Source organism: Arthrobacter sp. Edens01 (assembly GCF_001307035.1).
Classification (GTDB): domain Bacteria; phylum Actinomycetota; class Actinomycetes; order Actinomycetales; family Micrococcaceae; genus Arthrobacter_B.
Genome location: NZ_LKIU01000005.1, coordinates 1,464,357 through 1,483,331, shown reverse-complemented (window position 1 = coordinate 1,483,331; position 18,975 = coordinate 1,464,357). Strand labels below are relative to the sequence as shown.

The 18,975-nt window shown below is 65.5% G+C and carries 20 protein-coding genes and 1 riboswitch; of the genes, 14 read left to right on the top strand and 6 right to left on the bottom strand.

Annotated features, from left to right (window positions below; translation table 11 throughout):
• The first annotated feature begins 110 nt into the window (after positions 1-110).
• Both AO716_RS13035 and AO716_RS13030 read left to right on the top strand, forming a co-directional pair.
• Positions 111-1,778 carry an MFS transporter gene (locus AO716_RS13035; protein WP_055241394.1) on the top strand — a complete coding sequence of 556 codons (1,668 nt, stop codon included), beginning with the start codon at positions 111-113 and terminating at the stop codon, positions 1,776-1,778.
• Positions 1,775-2,290: a MarR family winged helix-turn-helix transcriptional regulator gene (locus AO716_RS13030; RefSeq protein ID WP_055241391.1), complete on the top strand. Its 516-nt coding sequence runs from the start codon at positions 1,775-1,777 to the stop codon at positions 2,288-2,290. Before AO716_RS13035 ends, AO716_RS13030 begins: the two co-directional genes overlap by 4 nt.
• A 61-nt stretch (positions 2,291-2,351) precedes the next feature.
• Here the strand turns inward: AO716_RS13030 and AO716_RS13025 are convergent, their stop codons facing one another.
• Complete coding sequence (locus tag AO716_RS13025) at positions 2,352-4,208, bottom strand: ABC transporter ATP-binding protein (protein WP_055241388.1); 1,857 nt, start codon at positions 4,206-4,208, stop codon at positions 2,352-2,354.
• A gap of 185 nt (positions 4,209-4,393) precedes the next feature.
• Between AO716_RS13025 and AO716_RS13020 the strand changes: the two genes are divergently transcribed.
• Positions 4,394-4,876 (top strand): GNAT family N-acetyltransferase, encoded by a 483-nt coding sequence (locus AO716_RS13020; RefSeq protein WP_055241385.1) that lies wholly within the window; start codon positions 4,394-4,396, stop codon positions 4,874-4,876.
• Here the strand turns inward: AO716_RS13020 and AO716_RS13015 are convergent.
• Positions 4,873-5,193 (bottom strand): hypothetical protein, encoded by a 321-nt coding sequence (locus AO716_RS13015; RefSeq protein WP_055241382.1) that lies wholly within the window; start codon positions 5,191-5,193, stop codon positions 4,873-4,875. The genes AO716_RS13020 and AO716_RS13015 overlap by 4 nt on opposite strands.
• 118 nt (positions 5,194-5,311) lie before the next feature.
• Between AO716_RS13015 and AO716_RS13010 the strand changes: the two genes are divergently transcribed.
• The 3 genes from AO716_RS13010 (at position 5,312) to AO716_RS13000 (ending at position 8,726) form a co-directional block, all read left to right on the top strand.
• Positions 5,312-5,776 carry a MarR family winged helix-turn-helix transcriptional regulator gene (locus AO716_RS13010; RefSeq protein WP_055241379.1) on the top strand — a complete coding sequence of 155 codons (465 nt, stop codon included), beginning with the start codon at positions 5,312-5,314 and terminating at the stop codon, positions 5,774-5,776.
• Positions 5,777-5,924: 148 nt separating this feature from the next.
• On the top strand, positions 5,925-7,352 hold the full coding sequence (locus AO716_RS13005; protein ID WP_055241377.1) for an ABC transporter permease: 1,428 nt from the start codon (positions 5,925-5,927) through the stop codon (positions 7,350-7,352).
• Between the two features lie 81 nt (positions 7,353-7,433).
• The gene (locus tag AO716_RS13000) at positions 7,434-8,726 is read left to right on the top strand and encodes a pyridoxal phosphate-dependent aminotransferase (RefSeq protein WP_082413556.1); all 1,293 of its coding nucleotides are present in this window, start codon (positions 7,434-7,436) and stop codon (positions 8,724-8,726) included.
• Here AO716_RS13000 and AO716_RS12995 read toward each other — a convergent pair.
• Positions 8,723-9,514, bottom strand: coding sequence for a putative protein N(5)-glutamine methyltransferase (locus tag AO716_RS12995; protein ID WP_055241374.1), 792 nt, complete (start codon positions 9,512-9,514; stop codon positions 8,723-8,725). The two genes, AO716_RS13000 and AO716_RS12995, sit on opposite strands and share 4 nt — an antisense overlap.
• Positions 9,515-9,629: 115 nt before the next feature.
• On the opposite strand from AO716_RS12995, the gene AO716_RS12990 reads away from it, so the two are divergent.
• Genes AO716_RS12990 through AO716_RS12975 form a run of 4 tightly spaced genes read left to right on the top strand, consistent with a single transcriptional unit; the run spans position 9,630 to position 12,712 of the window.
• Complete coding sequence (locus AO716_RS12990) at positions 9,630-10,040, top strand: TOBE domain-containing protein (RefSeq protein WP_055241372.1); 411 nt, start codon at positions 9,630-9,632, stop codon at positions 10,038-10,040.
• Complete coding sequence (gene modA / locus AO716_RS12985) at positions 10,037-10,804, top strand: molybdate ABC transporter substrate-binding protein (protein WP_055241369.1); 768 nt, start codon at positions 10,037-10,039, stop codon at positions 10,802-10,804. Before AO716_RS12990 ends, modA begins: the two co-directional genes overlap by 4 nt.
• Positions 10,794-11,636 carry an ABC transporter permease gene (locus AO716_RS12980; RefSeq protein ID WP_235472083.1) on the top strand — a complete coding sequence of 281 codons (843 nt, stop codon included), beginning with the start codon at positions 10,794-10,796 and terminating at the stop codon, positions 11,634-11,636. Before modA ends, AO716_RS12980 begins: the two co-directional genes overlap by 11 nt.
• Positions 11,636-12,712, top strand: coding sequence for a sulfate/molybdate ABC transporter ATP-binding protein (locus AO716_RS12975; RefSeq protein ID WP_055241365.1), 1,077 nt, complete (start codon positions 11,636-11,638; stop codon positions 12,710-12,712). Before AO716_RS12980 ends, AO716_RS12975 begins: the two co-directional genes overlap by 1 nt.
• Before the next feature lie 7 nt (positions 12,713-12,719).
• Here AO716_RS12975 and AO716_RS12970 read toward each other — a convergent pair whose 3' ends face one another.
• Positions 12,720-13,463, bottom strand: coding sequence for an SDR family NAD(P)-dependent oxidoreductase (locus AO716_RS12970; protein WP_055241363.1), 744 nt, complete (start codon positions 13,461-13,463; stop codon positions 12,720-12,722).
• Entirely contained in the window at positions 13,447-14,169 is a 723-nt protein-coding gene (locus AO716_RS12965) for a TetR/AcrR family transcriptional regulator (RefSeq protein WP_055241361.1), read from the bottom strand. Before AO716_RS12965 ends, AO716_RS12970 begins: the two co-directional genes overlap by 17 nt.
• A gap of 122 nt (positions 14,170-14,291) precedes the next feature.
• Here AO716_RS12965 and AO716_RS12960 point away from each other — a divergent pair, with 122 nt between their 5' ends.
• The 3 genes from AO716_RS12960 to AO716_RS12950 all read left to right on the top strand — a co-directional run bounded on the left by AO716_RS12960 (position 14,292) and on the right by AO716_RS12950 (position 16,795).
• Positions 14,292-14,960 (top strand): response regulator transcription factor, encoded by a 669-nt coding sequence (locus tag AO716_RS12960; protein WP_200907621.1) that lies wholly within the window; start codon positions 14,292-14,294, stop codon positions 14,958-14,960.
• Positions 14,957-16,213 carry a sensor histidine kinase gene (locus AO716_RS12955; protein ID WP_055241359.1) on the top strand — a complete coding sequence of 419 codons (1,257 nt, stop codon included), beginning with the start codon at positions 14,957-14,959 and terminating at the stop codon, positions 16,211-16,213. Before AO716_RS12960 ends, AO716_RS12955 begins: the two co-directional genes overlap by 4 nt.
• Before the next feature lie 87 nt (positions 16,214-16,300).
• Complete coding sequence (locus tag AO716_RS12950; RefSeq protein ID WP_055241358.1) at positions 16,301-16,795, top strand: hypothetical protein; 495 nt, start codon at positions 16,301-16,303, stop codon at positions 16,793-16,795.
• A 25-nt stretch (positions 16,796-16,820) separates the two neighbouring features.
• On the opposite strand, the gene AO716_RS12945 is transcribed toward AO716_RS12950, so the two are convergent.
• Positions 16,821-17,729 (bottom strand): macrolide 2'-phosphotransferase, encoded by a 909-nt coding sequence (locus AO716_RS12945; protein WP_235472082.1) that lies wholly within the window; start codon positions 17,727-17,729, stop codon positions 16,821-16,823.
• Positions 17,730-17,845: 116 nt separating this feature from the next.
• Positions 17,846-17,964, top strand: a riboswitch (SAM riboswitch).
• Positions 17,965-18,037: 73 nt separating this feature from the next.
• Between AO716_RS12945 and AO716_RS12940 the strand changes: the two genes are divergently transcribed.
• Positions 18,038-18,913, top strand: coding sequence for a MetQ/NlpA family ABC transporter substrate-binding protein (locus AO716_RS12940; RefSeq protein ID WP_055241353.1), 876 nt, complete (start codon positions 18,038-18,040; stop codon positions 18,911-18,913).
• Positions 18,914-18,975 lie beyond the last annotated feature (62 nt).

Here is an 18,975-nt window from a genome sequence, read left to right as displayed (position 1 = left end):
CAACTATCAGCAGGAGTCCGATGCCCCCCGCAGCCAAAAGCGCCACAATCCCGCCCGAGAAGCCCAGGAGGGTGAAATCGCCCAAGAGGACGGTTTCGCCCGATGGAACCATGACTCACCGCCAGGTGCTGGAGTCCCTGTCCGGACTGCTCCTGGGCATGTTCGTTTCCATCCTCGCGGGCACCGTGGTGTCCACGTCGCTGCCGCTGATCATCTCGGACCTCGACGGCGACCAGTCCGCCTACACCTGGGTGGTTACGGGAACGCTGCTCGCGACGACCGTCTCGACGCCGCTCTGGGGCAAGTTTGCCGACCTGTTCAACCGCAAGCTCCTCATCCAGCTTGCACTGGGCATCTTTGTGCTCGGATCGGCCCTGGCGGGCTTCTCGCAGGACACCGGCACGCTCATCGTCTTCCGCGTGCTGCAGGGCCTGGGCGCCGGCGGCCTTGCTGCGCTGAGCCAGATCATCATGGCGGACATCATCAGCCCGCGGGACCGCGGGAAGTACGCCGGACTCTTCGGAGCCGTGATGGCTGTTGGAACTGTCGGCGGGCCGCTGCTGGGCGGCGTCGTAACTGATGCCTTTGGCTGGCGCTGGAACTTCTTCATCGCCCTTCCGGTAGCCATTGCAGCGATCATCCTGCTGCAGCTCACCCTGCACCTGCCCAAGCATGCCAAGCGCAAAGTCCACATCGACTACCTTGGCGCCGTCCTGATCGCCGGCGGTGTATCGCTGCTGATGATCTGGGTGACCCTTGCCGGCAACCAGTTTGGCTGGGCATCCCTGGCGTCCTTCCTGATGGTCGCCGGTTCCGCCCTCCTGCTGATCGCAGCCGTGATCGTGGAGTTCAAGTCCCCGGAACCGATCATCCCGCTGTCCATGTTCAAGAACCGCACGTTCACGCTTGCCGTGGTGGCCAGCATCTCGGTGGGCGTTTCAATGTTCGGCACTTCGGTGTTCCTGGCCCAGTACATGCAGCTCGCCCGCGGCGCCACGCCCACTGAATCCGGGCTGCTGACCATCCCCATGATGGCCGGCCTTCTCATCGCGTCCACCCTGTTTGGCGGTGTCATCAGCCGGACGGGCAAGTGGAAGGCCATCATGGTCTCCGGCGGGGTCCTCACCGTCCTCGGAACGATCCTGCTGGGCACGCTGACGTACGAAACCAACCTGGTGCTGGTGGGCGTCTACATGGCCGTACTTGGCGCCGGGCTTGGCATGCTTATGCAGAACCTGGTGCTGGTGGTCCAGAACTCCATTGAAGTGAAGAACCTCGGCGTCGCGACCAGTGCCGTCACCTTCTTCCGCAGCCTCGGCGGCACCGTGGGTGTGTCGGTGCTCGGTTCGGTGCTTGGCACTATTGTGTCCAGCCACATCAAGGACGGCATCAGCGCCCTGGCTCCCGCGGACCAGGCGGCTGCGGCCGTCGCCCTCGGCAGCGGCACCATTCCCAAGATCTCCGAATTGCCCGCTGCTATCGCCGCCCTGGTGGAAAGTGCCTACGGAGTCGGCGTGGGGCATGTGTTCATGTACAGCGTTCCGCTGGCTGTCGTGACACTGATTGCCGTTATCTTCCTTCCGAACGCCAAACTGGGCCGGCAGAACGCCGTGCAGCTGAAGAAGGCCGCCGCTGCCAAGGCAACCGCCGGAGGTCCCGCCGCTGCGGAGGTGGAGTCCGCCGAACACGCTCTTTCTGCTGCTGCCACCGGGTCTGTTGGCCTGGTTGACCCGTCCTCACCGGCCGGGCAGCCGGGCGGCGAACACGCCGGAAAGTGACTTCCCAGGAGCTCTCCCGTGAGCAGGCGCAGCGCGAGGTTGAACAGAATCTGCGCCTGCTGACCGAGGTTGTCCGCTCCCGGATGCGTGAAGCCGCCCGGGGCGTGGATCCGTCGCTGTCCTTGTTCGGACTGAAAGTGCTCCAGCTGCTCAAGCGGTTCGGGCCGCTGCACTCAGGTGCTGTGGCTGAACTGCTGATGGTGGATAAGAGTGTCATCAGCCGGCAGTCGCGCCAGCTCGAGGTCCTGGGCCTGATCGAGGTCCAGCCTGATCCTGCGGACGGGCGGGTCCGGGTGCTGGTGCTGACACCAGCCGCCGCCGAACGGGTGACGGCCGTGCAGACGGGGATCATGCTCGATCCGGCTGTGCTGGGCTCCTGGTCCACCGAGGACCTGCACCGGTTCGCCGGGTACCTTGCCCGGCTTGGCGGCGGCGGGAGCCCTGGACTGCGGGAGTCCCTGGCCCGGCAGGACGCCCAGGGCACGACGGCGGTGCTGGAGGAACCTGCCTAGGCGCACGTCCCGACGTAAACAGCGGAAGGCGGCACCATCATCGGGCTGGCCTTCCGCTGTTCTAGTTCAACGCGGGCGCCTCGGCCCGGCGTGCGGCCAGCCGGGCAAACGGTCCATTGGCCGCTGCCAGTTCGGCCGGAGTTCCGCGTTCAACGATCTGCCCGGCGTCGAGCACAACCACCTGGTCGGCGTTCTGGACCGTGGAAAGCCGGTGCGCGATGGTGAGGGTGGTGCGTCCTGCGGAGAGCTGCTCCAGAGCCAGCTGCACCTGTGCCTCGGTGGTGTTGTCCAAGGCTGAGGTCGCCTCATCCAGTACGAGCACCGGGGGATTGCGCAGGATTGTCCGCGCGATGGCCAGGCGCTGCTGCTCCCCGCCGGAGAAGCGGTGGCCGCGGGCTCCGACCAGCGTGTCCAGGCCTTCGGGGAGTGAATCGATGGCCGCCGAGATTTGGGCCGCACGCAGTGCCTGCCAGAGTTCATCATCAGCGGCCTCAGGGGCAGCCAGCAGCAGGTTCTCCCGCACCGAGGCATGAATCAGGTAGGTCTCCTGCGAAACGACGCCCACGATCCGGGACAGGTCCTGCGGGTGGATATCCCGAACATCAACTCCGTCAATGGTGACCCGTCCCGCGGCTGGGTCGTTCAGCCGCGGGATCAGTGAAGCCAGAGTGGACTTGCCGGACCCGGTCGCTCCCACCACCGCGGTGGTTGTTCCCGATGCCAGCGTCAGCTTAATGTTGCGCAGCACCGGTGTGCCGCCGTCGTACGCGAAATCCACGTCCTCAAAGCGAACCTCGCCGCGCACCCGGCCCGATTCCAGACGCACCGGATCCTCCGGTGCCTTCAGCTGCGGTTCGAGGTCCAGGTACTCGAAGATCCGGCTGAAGAAGGCCAGCGCGGTCACCCACTGCACGCCGATGTCCAGCAGGCCCATTACGGGCCGGAAGATCGCTGCCTGCAGTCCGGTGAACGCGACCAGGGTCCCGATGGTCATGCCTCCGCTCGTCGCCGGGAAGCCGGCGGCCAGGTAGATCACAGCGGGAATGGCGGCGAAGACAATCTGCATGGTGGCCATCCGCCAGCGGCCGGCAAGCTGGCTGCGCAGTTCCAGGCCCACCAGGTTCTCCGAACGTGCGGTGAAGCGTTCGGCGTCGCGCGGGACGGTGCCCAGTGTCTTTGCCAGCCGGACGCCGGACACGGAGAGGCCCTCTTCAACCTGTGTGTGCAGGGCGGCGAGTTCGCGCTGCCGTTCGTCGGTGATGCTCCGCCGCAGCTTGGCTACGCGCCGGGACAGCCAGATGGCCGGCGGGAGGACCACCAATGAAATCAGGCTCAGTCCGGGGGAGAGGGCAGCCATGGCGATGGCCGTGGCAATGGTGGTTGTCAGGTTGGAGGCTACGCCGGTTGCGGTGGTTGTGACGACGGACTGCATGCCGGAAATGTCGTGGGTGAGGCGGGACTGGACTTCGCCGCCGCGGGTTTTGGTGAAGAATCCCAGCGACTGCGCCTGCAGATGGGTGAAGAGTTTGGTCCGCAGGGTGTGCATGACCCGCTGGCCCATGGCGGTGGCAAGCCAGGTCTGGACCACGCCGATCACGCTGGTCAGGGCCGCTACACCAACCATGGAGGCGGTGAGGATGGCCAGCAGGCGCAGGTCCTGGTTGGGCAGCGCGTCATCGATGACGGCTCGTACCAGGAATGGCTGGGCCAGGTTGACCACCGAGGCTGCGGAGATCAGAAGCACAACGACGGCGATGGTGCGCGTGTGCGGTGCGAACAGGGCTGCGATGCGGCGCAGGCTGACCGGATGGCGGGTGAGCTGTTTCTTATCGGCAGGGTTCAGGCGCGCCGGTCCGCGTCCTCCGCCGCCTCCGCCGGGGCCGCTGGTTCCGGGGACTGCGCCAGGTCCGTCGGGCATGCCGGCGCCTGGGCGTTCTCGGGTGCTGTGGGTTGTTGCCAAGGTTCCTCCTGCGGGATGTCCGCTGCGGGCGGGTTGACTGCCGGCGGATATGTAGAGGTTACCTCATTATGTGGTTTATGGGTATATGTGGGCGCCTTGTCACAGTAGGCATACACCACGTGCCGGCCCCTAGTTTGAACCGTATGACGATTTCGCTGCGCCGCGCGGACTTCTTGGATCCGCGCCTGTCAGTTTTCCTGCAGGCCCACCTGGATGAGCTGCGTCCCACAGCACCTGCTGAGAGCCGGCATGCCCTGGATCTGGACGCCCTCCGCCATTCCTCGGTTCGACTATGGGTAGCCTGGGACGGCGAGTCCATTGCCGCGACGGGTGCCCTTGTCGTCCTGGAGCCGGGGCACGAGGAGCTCAAGTCAATGCGGACAGCCCCCGCAGCGCGCGGCCGCGGCGTCGGCCGGTTGATGCTGGAGCATCTGCTGGAGGATGCAGCTGCCCGCTCGGTTCAGCGGATCTCGCTGGAGACCGGAAGCGTGGACTTCTTCGCTCCTGCGCGTCGGCTCTATGAAAGTGCAGGGTTCGTTGCGTGCCCTCCCTTTGGCAGGTACAACGAGGATCCGAACAGCGTGTATTTGAGTCTGGCGCTTCCTGTGCCGTCCGGTCCCGCCTAGGGGTCCGGGCTATTCCGGCACCGAAACGCCTCATACTCTCTCTTTCGAGCCTCGAGCTCTTCCTGGTAGGCCATTGCCTGCCGGCGCCGTTCCTCGTCCTCCCGTCGTTTATCGGCAAGCCGCACGGAGGAGCGCCACTGGGCCCGATGAATGAACGCAATCAGAGCCAGCGCGATCCCGGACAGGAGGAGAGCCAGTGCCACCGGCCGCGGCCCGTCGCCCTCGACCAGCCGCATGATGCCCAAGGGGATCAGCCACCCGATAGTAAACCCAACCATGCTCCAGACCGTCCGGGGGAGCTTCACGAATTCTCGCACGGTGTCCTATCCTCAGTCGGTTGGCTGGGCTTGGCTGGTCTGCCGGAGTCTACATCCGCACACAAGTACGGCGGCTACCTCAAAGTGTGGTTATACATTGAATGGCTAGACTGGGGACATGCCGCACCCCGACGCCGACTCCGCCGCCCTGGGCGATCTGATGCACGCTGCCTTCCGGGGCCTGCGCGGCCGCTGGATGAAGCAGCTGGCACCGTTTGACCTCACTCCGCACCAGTTCCGCGCGCTCAACGCCGTGGCACGCAGCGGAGGCGAGGGCGGACTGCGGCTCAAAGACCTGGCAGAGATGCTCCGCATAGCGCCGCGGTCGGCCACGGAAGTCGTGGATCAGCTGGAATCCAAGAACCTGGTGCAGCGGGGACCGGATCCCTCCGACCGGCGCGCCACCCTCATCTCGCTGACGGACGAAGGCATAAAAATGCGCTCCGAAGTGCGCGAGGACAGAGCACGGCAGGCCGATGAGTACTTTGCCGTTCTCTCCGAGGAAGACCGTACCGAACTCGAACGAATCCTGGCGCAGCTGGCACAAGAGAAGCCGCACGGCAGCCGGCACCACAGCGGTTAACCCGGGGAAAGTTCTGCCGCACACGCCGCCGGGGCCGCCTTGGACCTGTGCGCCGGCTAAGGCTGCACGTACCGTTCATAGGGATAGTGCTTCCCCCAACGTTCGGCACGTGCGGTAACACCGCGCGGTATCCCGGGAGGTAGTTCCCATGCCCGCACACGAACCACGCTCACGCCGCGGCACAGAACCCAGCGCGCGCCCCCAGTACAACGGCAGCCGCGCAGGAGCCTATTTCTCCCCGCGCACCTGGCTGCTCCCGCTGCTGGTCCTGCTGGTCCTGGGCGGAGCCGGCTCCGCGCTGTACATCGGCGGGCTGGGCAGTCCGGAGAGCAACCTCAACCACCTGCCGGTCGCCGTCGTGAACCGCGACCAGGGTGCGGACACCCCCACCGGCCAGGAGAATTTCGGTGAGAACCTCACCAGGACTATGGAGGATGGTTTCTCCTCGTCGGATGAAATTGAGCTGCGCCCGCTGAGCTGGGATGAGGCGCAGTCCCAGCTCCGTTCCGGGCAGGTCTTTGCTGCGGTGGTGGTGGAGGAGGACTTCTCCGAAGCCGCAGTATCACTCGTCTCCTCCTCGCTGACCGACGGCGACGCCAGCCGCCCTCAGATCACCCTTTACACCAATCCGCTGGCCAGCCCGCTGGCGAGCCAGCTCGCGGCCGAGGCCGTCGAACCGGCGCTGAAGCAGGCCAGCACCAGTGTGGGCGAACAGCTGGAGGAAACCGCCCGCCAGGCCCAGGGTGAGGCAACCGAACGCCAGGACGCCGAGCTGACCGAGGCAGGAGTCCCGGCACAGGTGCAGGAACAGCTGGCACCGAAGATCGACGGAACCTCCGCCGAGGTGCTGCGGGATCCGATCCAAATCACCGAAACGGCCTTCCAGAAACCTCCCGACGGCGCCGCGCTGGGCATGGGTGCCTTCTTCTACTCGGTCCTGCTGATGGTGGTGGGCCTCAGCGGGTCCGTGACGCTGCACTTTTTGGTGGACTCCCGCGTGGGCGTCCTTCCCGTGGAGCTGGGGCCGCGCTACGTCCTGGGCCCAAGGCTGCTCCCGGCACGCTGGGTGGATTTCCTGCTCAAGTGGGGCATCGCCGTCGTCGCCGGACTTCCCACGGCGGGACTGATGATGTGGGTGGCGAACGCCGTGGGCATGCCCATCCCGCACGGCGGGTGGTTCTTCTTCAGCACCTGGCTGTCCATCGTCACGGTGTCCGCAGTGACCTTTGCCCTGATCACGATCTTCGGCAGCGCAGGCATGGTGCTGTCGCTGATCTACGTGGTGTTCATGGGCCTTCCGGCTGCTACCGGTGTGGTGCCGCTGGAAACGCTCCCCGGATTCTTCGCCTTTATTGCCCGCGGCGAGCCGCTGTACCAGATGACTATCGCCAACAAAGCGATCCTTTACTACGACGCCGAAGCCTCCGCCGGCCTGCAGGCAGGGCTGATCGGGATGGGAATCATCGTTCTGATCGCCGTGGTGCTGGCCCTGCTGTTCTCGTTCCTCTACGACCGGATGCGCGGAGTCCGCGAAGCGGCGGCGGACGTGGAAAAGCACGCTCCCCGCGCCGCCTAACACCTCAGGCCGTGGGGTGCCTGGAACCGCTTTGTCCTGTGCCGGTTTGGTTCGGAGCCGCCGCGGTGGGAAAATCCGATCATGCCCCTGATGCAGAATTCCAGCCGTTTGCAGAACATCCGCTACGACCTGAGGGGGCCGGTACAGGCCGTCGCCAAGCAGATGGAGGCGGCGGGGCAGCGCATCCTGAAGATGAATCTCGGTGATCCGGCACCGTTCGGACTCGAAGCTCCGGAATCAATCGTGGTTGACATGATCCACCACCTGCGCGGAGCTCAGGGCTACAGCGATTCCAAGGGCATTTACTCAGCCCGGACCGCGATCTCGCAGTACTACCAGACCCGCGGACTGATGCAGATTGGCGTCGATGACATCTGGGTTGGCAACGGGGTCAGTGAACTGATCTCAATGACCCTGCAGGCGTTCCTGGAGGCCGGCGACCAGGTGCTGATTCCATCACCGGACTATCCGTTGTGGACGGCCTCGGTGATGCTCTCCGGCGGAGAAGCCGTTCATTATGCCTGCGACGAGGAGAACAACTGGTGGCCGGACATGGCCGACCTCGAAGCCAAGATCAGCGACCGCACCCGTGCGATCGTCATCATCAATCCGAACAACCCCACCGGCGCGGTCTACCCCCGGCACATCCTTGAGCAGTTCGTCGACCTGGCCCGCCGCTACAACCTGGTGCTTTTTTCGGACGAGATCTACGAAAAGATCCTCTACCGGGGTGCAGAACACATCCATACGGCCTCGCTGGCGGGTGACCTTCCGGTGTTGACTTTCTCCGGACTGTCGAAGGCCTACCGGATGCCCGGCTACCGGGCCGGCTGGGTGGCGATCACGGGAAAGCGGGCGGACACCGCCAGCTACCGGGAGTCACTGGACCTGCTGGCGTCCCTGCGCCTGTGCCCCAACGTGCCGGCACAGCATGCAATTCAGACGTCCCTGGGCGGATACCAGAGCATCAATGACCTGGTGAAGCCCGGCGGCCGCCTCGCTGAGCAGAGCGACCTCGCCTGCCGGCTCCTCAATCAGATCCCCGGCGTCAGCTGTGTGCCCGCGTCCGGTGCCATGTACCTGTTTCCGAAACTGGACCGGGGCATGTATCCGTTCGACGACGACGAGAAGTTTGTCCTGGATCTGCTGGAGGAACAGAAGATCCTGGTCTCGCAGGGCACTGCGTTCCATTGGCCTGCCCCTGACCACTTCCGGTTCGTGATCCTGCCCGCCGAGGAAGACATCCGCGACGCAGTCAACCGGATTGCCGAGTTCCTCGAAGGGCACCGGGTGTCGGATGCAGCAATGGATGCCGGCGCCGGGACTGTGGCCGATGCCGGGAACGAAGCCGGACAGGCCGCGCCCGCAGCCTAGACGTAACGGTTCTTCAGCGTGCCGGACACCACCGCTGTGGCGGTGTCCGTGTCGGTGCGGACTGCTGCGTCAAACCCGGCGGCGGCGAAATCCTCAGCCAGGTCCGTGGCCTGGCCGCCGCTGCACTCAGCCAGCAGTTCCCCGCCCCGGCTTAGCCATTGCGGTGCCTGGGCGGCGATCCGGCGGAGCAGTTCCAGCCCCTCCCTGCCGCCGTCCAGTGCGGCGGCGGGTTCATGAATACGGGCCTCCCGGGGGAGGAAGGGCAGCTGCTCCGTAGGAACGTAGGGAGCATTGGCAACAACTACGTCGATCCTCCCGCGCAGGTGCCGGGGCAGGGCGTCGAACAGGTCCCCCTGGTATACCTGCGCCTGCCCACCCAGATTCGTGCGGGCGGCGGCGACTGCCTCCGGCGCTAGATCCGCCGCGTGCAGTTCCACCTGGGGGATAGCCGCGGCAAAGACGGTACTTAGTGCGCCGCTGCCACAGCACAGATCCAGGATTACAGGGGCGTTCCGGCGGTTCGCGGACTCGAGTGCCGCAGCGGCGAGGAACTCCGTGCGCCGGCGCGGAATGAAGACACCCGGATACACGTGCACACGCCGTCCCAGGAACTCTGCCCAGCCCAGCACATATTCAAGCGGTTCGCCCGTGAGCCGCCGCCGAAGCAGGCTCTCTGCCTCGCTCGCTGAGGAAGCACCGCGTAGAAGCAGGTCCGCCTCTTCCAGTGCGAAGACGCATCCAGCCTGCTGCAGCTGCGCCGCGAATCGGAGCTGCTGGTCGGCTTCCATGCCGCCGCTCCTTCCCTTTGCGTAGGCCACTGAACAAGCTCTCCTACCGGATGTGATGCCGCAAATATCTCCGCACTGAATGGAAATGAACGCATCTGCGGTTTATTGTCGTTGCATGCCTAGCCTGAGAGTTGCCGAAGCTGCACGGTTCCTTGGTGTCAGTGACGACACTGTGCGCCGTTGGATTGAGAACGGTACCCTGACCGGACACCGGGACGCCAGTGGCAGACAGGTCATCGACAGTCTGGAACTGGCCCAGCTTGCCCGCCGGCAGTCCCAGCTGCCCGAGGATCCAACGGAAATCGCGAGCTCCGCCCGCAACCGGTTCGTGGGACTGGTTACCGAGATCATCTCGGACAAGGTGATGTCCCAGGTCGAGATCCAGTGCGGACCGTTCCGCGTTGTCTCCCTCATGAGCACCGAGGCCGTCCGCGAACTGGGACTCGAACCCGGTTCCACCGCAACGGCGGTGGTGAAGGCAACCAACGTCATCGTTGAAACGCCGCCGGGAAAGAAGCTTCCGTGAGCCGGTGCCGTTTCGGTACGGTCATTACGGCCTCACTGGTCGTCGGCGTGCTGGCCGGGTGCTCCAACACGGCCGCGCAGCAGAGGGAAAGCGGTCAACTGACCGTGTTTGCTGCAGCGTCCCTGTCCGCTCCCTTCACCCGGCTGGCGGAGGACTTCGAGGCGGCTAATCCCGGGACTGCGGTGCGGCTTAACGTGGCCGGGTCCGCAGACCTCGCCGCCCAGATCCTTGCCGGTGCACCGGTGGACGTTTTCGCTTCCGCTGATGAGGCCAACATGGCCAAGGTGGTGGACGGAGGGCTCACGGCCGGTGAACCCCGGGACATCGCAACGAATACCCTGACCATCGCCGTCCCAAAGGGAAATCCGGCGGGCATCACTGGATTTGCCGATCTGGCCGGCGCGGGTGTGCAGGTGGTGGTCTGTGCCGTGCAGGTTCCCTGCGGCGCTGCTGCGGCAGAGCTGGAAGAAGCCGCCGGCCTTCGCCTTTCGCCGGTCAGTGAAGAGACTTCGGTAACGGGAGTACTGGGCAAGGTGGCTTCCGGAGAAGCCGATGCCGGGCTGGTCTACGTTACTGACGTCCTTGCGGCTGGAGAGAGTGTCCAGGAGGTACCGTTTCCCGAGGCGCAGCAGGCCGTGAACCGGTATCCGCTGGTTCAGCTCGCCGGCCCCGCCGATGCAGACCTGGCAGCTGCGTTTGTCCGGTTCATCCGGGGCGCCGAAGGCCAGGCGGCGCTGGAGGAGGCCGGTTTTGGTGCCCCCTAGCAGTACGGTGCCGCTGCCGCGCTGGGTGCTGGCCGGCGCCGTCGCCGGAGCGCTGTTCCTGCTGCTGCCGCTGGCCGCGGTGACCGCTGAGGTCAACTGGGCAGAGTTCATCCCCCTGGTGACGTCGGACGCCTCGCTCGCTGCCCTGTCGCTGAGCCTGCGCACCGCAGCCGCGAGCACCCTGCTCTGCATCCTGCTCGGCGTACCGCTGGCCCTGGTCCTGGCCAGGACGCGGTTCCCGGGAAAGCGGCTCGTCCGGTCCCTGGTGCTGCTTCCTCTGGTGCTGCCTCCGGTGGTGGGCGGCATCGCCCTGCTGTATACCTTTGGACGCCAGGGGCTGCTTGGCGGGACGCTGGACCTGCTGGGCATTCAGGTCGCTTTCTCAACCACGGCGGTGATCCTGGCTCAGACCTTTGTGGCACTGCCCTTCCTGGTCCTGACCCTTGAAGGAGCCCTCCGGACTGCAGGAACCCGCTACGAAGCCGTTGCTGCAACGCTCGGCGCCCGCCCCTGGACGGTCCTCCGCCGGGTCACCGTACCGCTGGTTCTCCCCGGACTGGCGAGCGGGGCAGTGCTTTCCTTTGCCCGCTGCCTGGGTGAGTTCGGTGCCACCCTGGCCTTCGCAGGCAGCCTGCAGGGTGTAACCCGGACCCTTCCGCTGGAGATTTACCTCCAGCGGGAGGCCGACGCCGACGCCGCGGTGGCACTCTCGCTCGTACTGGTCGTGGTGGCTGTGGCAGTGGTGGGGCTGTCCTACCGGTCTGCGCCGGGACGCTCCGCTTCCACCCGGTCCGCTGCGGGACGTTCAGCACCGGCAGGAGCAGCGGGCTGATGGCACTGCGAATCCAGGCGGAGCTTCCGGATCGCGGGGTGGACGTCGCCTTCGAAATCGGGGACGGGGAGACCGTGGCTCTGCTCGGTCCCAACGGGGCCGGGAAATCGACCGTTGTATCGCTGCTGGCCGGCCTGGTGCAGGCAGAGAACGGCCGCGCTGAGCTGAACGGCACCATCCTCTTCAGCCTCTCCAACGGCAAAGGACTGTCCCTCCCGGCCTACCGCCGCGGAACGTCCCTCCTCGCCCAGGAAGCGCTCCTGTTTCCGCACCTGAGTGCCGAGGAGAACGTTGCCTTCGGCCCGCGCAGCACGGGCACCTCACGCAGGGCGGCCCGGGCAGCTGCCCGGCGCTGGCTCGCCGAAACGGATGCCGCTGCATTCGCCTCCAAACGGCCGGGTGAGCTCTCAGGCGGCCAGGCGCAGCGGGTGGCCCTGGCCCGCGCCCTGGCTGCGGAACCGGACCTGCTGCTGCTGGATGAACCCATGGCGGCCCTGGACGTTGAGACGGTTCCAGTGATGCGCAGGCTGCTCAAGCGTGTCCTGGCCGGGCGCAGCGCACTGATCGTCACCCACGATGTGCTCGATGCCCTCACCCTCGCGGACCGGGTCCTGGTGATGCAGGAAGGACGGATCGTTGAATCCGGCCCGCCCGCCGAGGTGCTGCGGCGCCCGCAGAATCCCTTCACAGCCAGCCTTGCCGGACTCAATCTAATCCGTGGAGGGGTTAGCGGCGGCCGTCTCGTGACCGCCGATGGACTGCAGATCACAGTTCCGGACGCCGGTGCTGCAGCGCAGGCCGCCGGCGCGCTCCTGGCGGCGTTCCCGCCGTCGGCCGTTGCGGTCCGAAGGCCGGGCGCACCCGGCACTGCTGACCCGGGCCGGGAAGTCCTGAGCGTTACCGTAACGGATCTTGAACCGCAGGGGGACCGGATTCGGGTGCGGGGCGCGGGCCTGGCTGCGGATATCAGCCCGGCCGCCGCAGCCGAACTGTCCCTGGGCGTGGGAGAGCAGGCGGAGTTCCTTCTCGATACCTCAGCGGTGACCAGTTATGCGGCGACGGCGGTGCCGGGCTAGCAGCCGCTTAGTACAGCTTGATGGAGCCGCCGTCTGCCATCAGGGTCTGTCCCGTCATATAGCGGGAGTTTTCACTGCCCAGGAACACAACGACGGGGGCAATGTCCGTTTCCGGATCACCGAGCCGGCCGAGCGGAATACCGTCGAGGACTTCCTGGTAAGCGTCCGGGAATGCCTTGCTCCACTGCACGATTCCCGGAGTCAGGGCAACGGGAGAAACTACATTGACCCGGATGCCGTCAGCTGCCCACTCGGTGGCGGCCGTCCTGGTAATGGCGCGGATGGCTTCCTTCGCCGCGGAGTAGGCCACCTGGTTGGGCAGGCCCTTCATACCGGCTCCGGAAGCAAAATTGATGATGCTGCCGCGGGTCTTTTTCAGTTCCGGATAGGCGGCGCGCATGAGGTAGAAAGTGGCCATCGTTCCGGTGTTGAAGGACAAGTCCCAGATCTCTTTGGTGGTTTCCAGGATGGAGGCCTGCCTGGAAGCGTGCGCATTGTTTACCAGGATGTCCAGGCCGCCGAAGCGCTCCACCGTCTCGGCGACGATTGCAGCGGCGTTCGCCTCGACCGAAATATCCCTGGCAATGAAAATCGCCTCGCCGTCGAGCTCAGCCAGCAGCTTCTCACCCTGATCCTGGTCAATGTCCACGACGGCGACCCTTGCCCCTTCGGCGAGGAACCGCCGGACGATTCCCCGGCCGATGCCTCCTGCACCGCCGGTGACGATCGCGGTCTTATTCTTCAGTTGCATGATCTTCCTTCCGTAAAACCGGCTCCCGGGAAGGACCCGGTGCCTGGGCGCTGAATTCGATGCCGCGGATGAAGTTGGCCACCAGGAAGTCCAGGGACTGCCGGGAAACCTCGTCATTGATGCTGCGGTGCTGGAAGCGTTCTGCCCGCGGATAGGGTTCCGGGTTGTGCGGCTGCAGGTTGCCGGATTCCCGCTTTGACCCGTCGGGACCGGAAACAGGCGTGGCAGGAACTGCCGGCGTTGAATCAGCCGCCGCGGCAACGGACACGGTTCCTATGACTGCAGCTGAGACTCCCAGCAGGCAGTCGAACCCTTCGTCTTCCGTCAGGCCGGCAGCGGAGAGACTGGAGAGCAGGCGTTCCACATCTGCCGGGTCAGCCAGATTGACCACGCGCCGCGGACTCAGAATGATGCCCAGCAGCCAGGGGTGGGTGGTAAAGGTATGCCACAGGGAGCCGGCCATGTGCGCCAGCATGTCCTGCCACCGGTGTTCTCCCTCCGGCAGGAGGGAGTAGCTCTTCACGGCGTCGGCCATCAACAGGAGAAGTTCCTGCCGGCCGGCCACGTGGCGGTAGAGAGCCATCGCCGAAACGCCCAGGTCACCGGCGACCCGGCGCATGCTGACGGCCTCCAGCCCTTCGTTATCCGCGATCCGGGCAGCAGTACGGGCAATCACTGCCGAACTTAGCGGCTGGTCTGCTGCCACGGAACTTCCTCCGAACGGTGGTGTTGAGTTACTGCCGGAACCACTCGCGGAATCCGGGTTGTTTACAGTGTAAACCCGCAAGGGCGGGTACATCCGGTTCTGCCCGCTCATATACTCGCGCAATGGAGGGCCAACCGCGGATCCTGGTGGTGGAAGATGACGTGCGCCTGGCACAGATGCTTACGGAGATCCTTGAGTCAGAGGGTTATTCAGTAACTGCAGCCCATGACGGGCAGCGGGCCCTTCACGTGGGCCTCACCCAGGACTTTGACGTACTTCTGCTGGACCGCGGCCTGCCGGCGATCGAAGGCCTGGATGTCCTGGCGCGGCTGCGCAGCAGGGGAGTTGCTGTGCCGGCCCTGGTGCTTTCCGCCCTTGGAAACCCTTCCGACCGGGTCGAAGGGCTGGACCGCGGGGCAGAGGATTACATGGGCAAACCGTTCGACGTCGACGAGCTGCTGGCCCGCCTTCGCGCGCTGCGTCGCCGCACAGCGCCGCAGGTGCCCGTGCTGCCTGTACCCGGCGGAATGTTTGATACCGGCGGCAGGACTGTGACGCAAAGCGATGGAGCGGTGGCAGTGCTTTCCGAGCGGGAGGCAGCTCTTCTGGAAGTGCTGGCGCGCCGCCCCCTGCAGGTCTTTCCCCGTGAGGACCTGCATGACCTTGTGTTCCCGGACGCCGATGACGACGGCGTTGTGGATACCTACGTCCATTACCTGCGCCGCAAGCTCGGCAGGGCCTCGGTCCTGACGGTACGGGGAATCGGCTACCGGCTGGGCAAGTCAGCATGACGCGGCGCTGGTTCCGGACGGAGCGGGGGAACGACGCCGATCCGCGGCGGGCGGCACGCCGTCTGGCTTTGCAGTTCACGGCACTGACAGTTGTACTCCTCTCCCTGGCCGGAGCGGTTGTCTACTATCTGGCGGCCGCCGGTGCCGAACGGGCGCTGCAGGACCGCCTTGAATCGGCGGCAGCCCTGAAGAACCCGCGGGATGCTCCGCTGGACATCTTCCTTGCTGTCTATGACCGTGGCCGGCTGAGCGTATCGAGGGACATGCCCGAGGGCCTTCCGGTTGAAACATCACTTGCATCCGTGGCTGCCGGCGGCGGGGAAGTCGAGGAAACAGTCGACGCGTCGGGTACTACGTTTCGTGTGCTGACCAGGACTGACGGCAGGGACGTAGTCCAGGCGGCAATTGATACTTCCGAAACCCGCGGGCAGCTGGACCGGCTGGTGCTCGCCCTCGTTTCAGCCGTCCTGCTTTCTGCAGTGGTTGCGGCGCTCTTTTCCGTCCTGGCGGCACGGGCTGCGATGCGTCCGCTGGTGGAGGCGCTGGCGCTGCAGCGCAGGTTTGTCTCCGATGCCAGCCATGAACTGCGCACACCCCTAACTCTGCTCAGCACCCGGGCGCAGCTGCTTCGGCGCCGTCTGGGTGCCCGGCCTGCGGAAGGTGGTCCGGCGGAACGGTTCGAACCGCCTGAGCAGAAGTTCGTGGAGTCCGGCCTGGATGAAATTATCGCGGACACGGGAGTGCTGACCGGAATCCTGGAGGATCTGCTGGAGTCCGCCGATCCCCGCCGGGCGGGCCCGCCGGAGCCCGTTGACCTGGGCGCCGCGGCGCGGCAGGGGGCCGAGACTTTCGCCACCGCGTTAAGGGCTAACGGACTGCAGCTGAAGCTTGATGTCCCAGGTACGCCGGTTCGAGTCCGTGCCGCGCCGGCAGCGGTGCAGCGGGTAATCACTGCGCTGCTGGCCAACGCGTCCGATTACGCCCGTTCCACCGTTTGGGTCCAGGTATCGGCAAGCGGGCGCGAAGGTGTCCTCCGGGTTTCCGACGACGGCCCGGGCCTGCCCAGCGAACTCCGCGGGCGGGTGTTTGAACGCTTCGCCTCTGTGCGGGAGACCTCCGGCGGGCATACCCGCCACTATGGACTTGGCCTTGCCCTGGTCGCTGAGATTGCCGGGAGGTTCGGCGGGACGGTGCAGGCTGAACCGGGCCACGGCATGGGCGCCTCGCTGACGGTTCGCCTTCCGCTGGACTAAGGCGGACTTCTAAGAAACTTCGAAGAAAGACCCGGTTGGATAGAAAACGTAGGTATCCACACTCTGTTTGCGAAGGTGAAAGCAACCATGGAGATTGGCAGCAAAGCCAAGAAGATCATTGTCTGGAGTGCCAGTGGCCTGGCAGCTGCCGGCCTGCTGACCGGCACTTTCTTCACAGGTATGGCCGTTGCGGATAACACGGAACCTGCGTCGGTCACGTCCGAACTCGACGGCGAGCGTCCGGAGCGTCCTGAGCACGGCGATCACGGAGACCTGCCGCAGGACAACGATACTGAGGGCAGGGATTCCCAAAATAAGGATTCAGGGAGCCAGGACACTCAGGACGAGGACACTCAGGACGAGGACTCGCAGGACAGCGGCTCGGCGCGGCCGGACCGGCCGGATCGTGACGGCGGGCCGGACGATGATGGCAGGTCCGGCAAGGACGGCTCCGGCAAGGAAGACGCCGGCCAGGGGGACAACAAAGACGGCCACGGGGAACGTGGCGGCCACGGCCCGCGCCACGGGCTCCCCGAGAGCGAAGGCGAAGTACCGGCTGAGGATGCTCCGGCCCGGAGCTAGGTGCCGTGCCCGGCAGCTGCGGTTCCTAGACCTGCAGCAGCTGGGCCTGGGCAGCTTCCCGATGTTCGGCCTGACCGGTGGTCAGCGCAAACATTGCATAGTTCAGCGGCCCTGCAGCGATCAAAGCGGTGCAGCGCTCTGCCAGGCGCGGCTCGGCAACGCCGGCCGCGTCCTGGTAGGCGCGCACCACAGCGTCGAAAGAGTCCGGCGAGATGAGCTGAACGTACATGAACTCCAGTGCCGGGTCGCTGACCTTGGCCGTGGTCCAGTCCAGAACGGAGACGATCCGGTCTGTTTCATCGAGCAGCAGATGCGCCGGGTACAGCTCCCCGTGGGTCAGGACCACCCGCTGCGGCCACAGACCGTCCTCGTCCAGCCACCGCCGCCAGCCGGAGAGCAGGGCAGAATCGATCCGGAATTCGCCCTCCACCCTTTCCAGGTTCTCAGCCCAGTACCCGCGGACTGCCTCAGGATTCTCTGACGGAATACCCGCTGCCGCGGCGGCAGCGGGATCCATCGTGTGGAGGGAAGCTATCAGCGCTGCCAGGGACTCAAGGTATTTCGCGGAAGCAGGATCGAAATGCCAGTTCGGCTGGTTCTCCGCGTTCATAGTGAGGCCCGGCGTTCCAGGCAGCAGAGGGTAGGCCACCAGATCGGATTCCTGGATTTTCCAGTCCGGCACGGCGACACCCAGCCTCGGACGCACAAAGTCCAGGATTGCCTGTTCACGCGCCTGGTGTGCTGCGACGTCGGGGCGTCGCGGGAGCCGCAGTACCCACTCCTGGCCAGTGCCGGCCTCCGTGGCGAAGGCGACGCGGTAATCCAGGCCGGCTTCATTGAAGCTGACACTGCCCGGATCCAGCGTCAGGCCATGAGAGGCGGCCAAGTCGAAGATATCCCCGGGGCTCGGCTGTGTTTCGGGCATCTGGCTCATTTTTCCTTCTCTCCTGTGAGACGTTGCATTTCGCTGGAATTCACCGTGTGACGCCGCACGACGCCGGATGTCGCGCCGGTGGCCATCGTATCTTCCGGTCCCTACTGTGGGGGAAGAATCAAGAGCTCCAGCCATCGGCCCTGGCCGGCTGGACAGCAACCCTCTCGTCGTAGCGGGGTGCTCCAGGTGAAGATTCGGCCCTGCCGCGGACATCCCCGCGGGGCAAGTACGGCGCCGGCACTGCCCTCACAGCGGCCTGCGCCCCATCGTTCACGGCCCGCCGTGAACCCACCGGAGAGAACCGAACCATGAAAATCAGCAGGAAACTCCTGTCCCTGGCCGCTGCACCCCTCTTAGTCCTGGGCATCGCAGCCTGCGGCTCTGCAGCAGGTGACGAAGGAACCGTAAAGATCGGCGTCGTGGGTGCCAGTGATCCGTACTGGGCAACCTACGAGGAAGCTGCCGAAGCGGAAGGCATCGACGTCGAAATCATCGACTTCGCGGAATACACCCAGCCCAACCCCGCTCTCACCGAGGGCGAACTGGACCTGAACCAGTTCCAGCACATCATCTACCTTGCCCGGTATAACGTCTCTGCCGGGGAGGACCTGGTTCCGGTGGGATCCACCGCCATCTACCCGCTGGGTCTGTACTCCACGCAATACGACTCGGTGGAGGAGATCCCCGACGGCGCCACTGTGGCGGTGCCCAATGACGAGAGCAACCTGGCCCGCGGGCTGCTGGTGCTGCAGTCCGCAGGACTGGTGACCCTGGCCGACGGCGGAAGCGCCTTCTCCACGCTCGATGACGTCGATGAGGCCAAGTCCAAGGTGAAGGTCACTACGCTCGAAGCATCCCTCACACCGACGTCGCTTCCGGACGTCGCCGCGGCGATCATCAACAACGACTTCGTCGAGGATGCCGGGCTCAGTGCCGCTGACGCCATTGCCCAGGACGATCCCTCCGATCCCAAGGCGATCCCGTATGTGAACGTTTTCGCTGCACGTTCCGGGGAAGAGAACAACGAGACCTACCTGAAGCTGGTGGAGATCTACCAGAACACGCAGGCCGTGCAGGACGGAGTGCAGAAGGCTTCAGGGAACACCGCTGAGTTCCTCAAGGTGCCGGTCGAAGACCTGCGCAGTTCACTGGCCGACGTCCAGAAGGACATCGAAGAACAGTAGGCAATCCGCCCGCGGGCCGGTTCGGCGCTGCCGGACCGGCCCGCGCAGCCTGTCGGACAAGG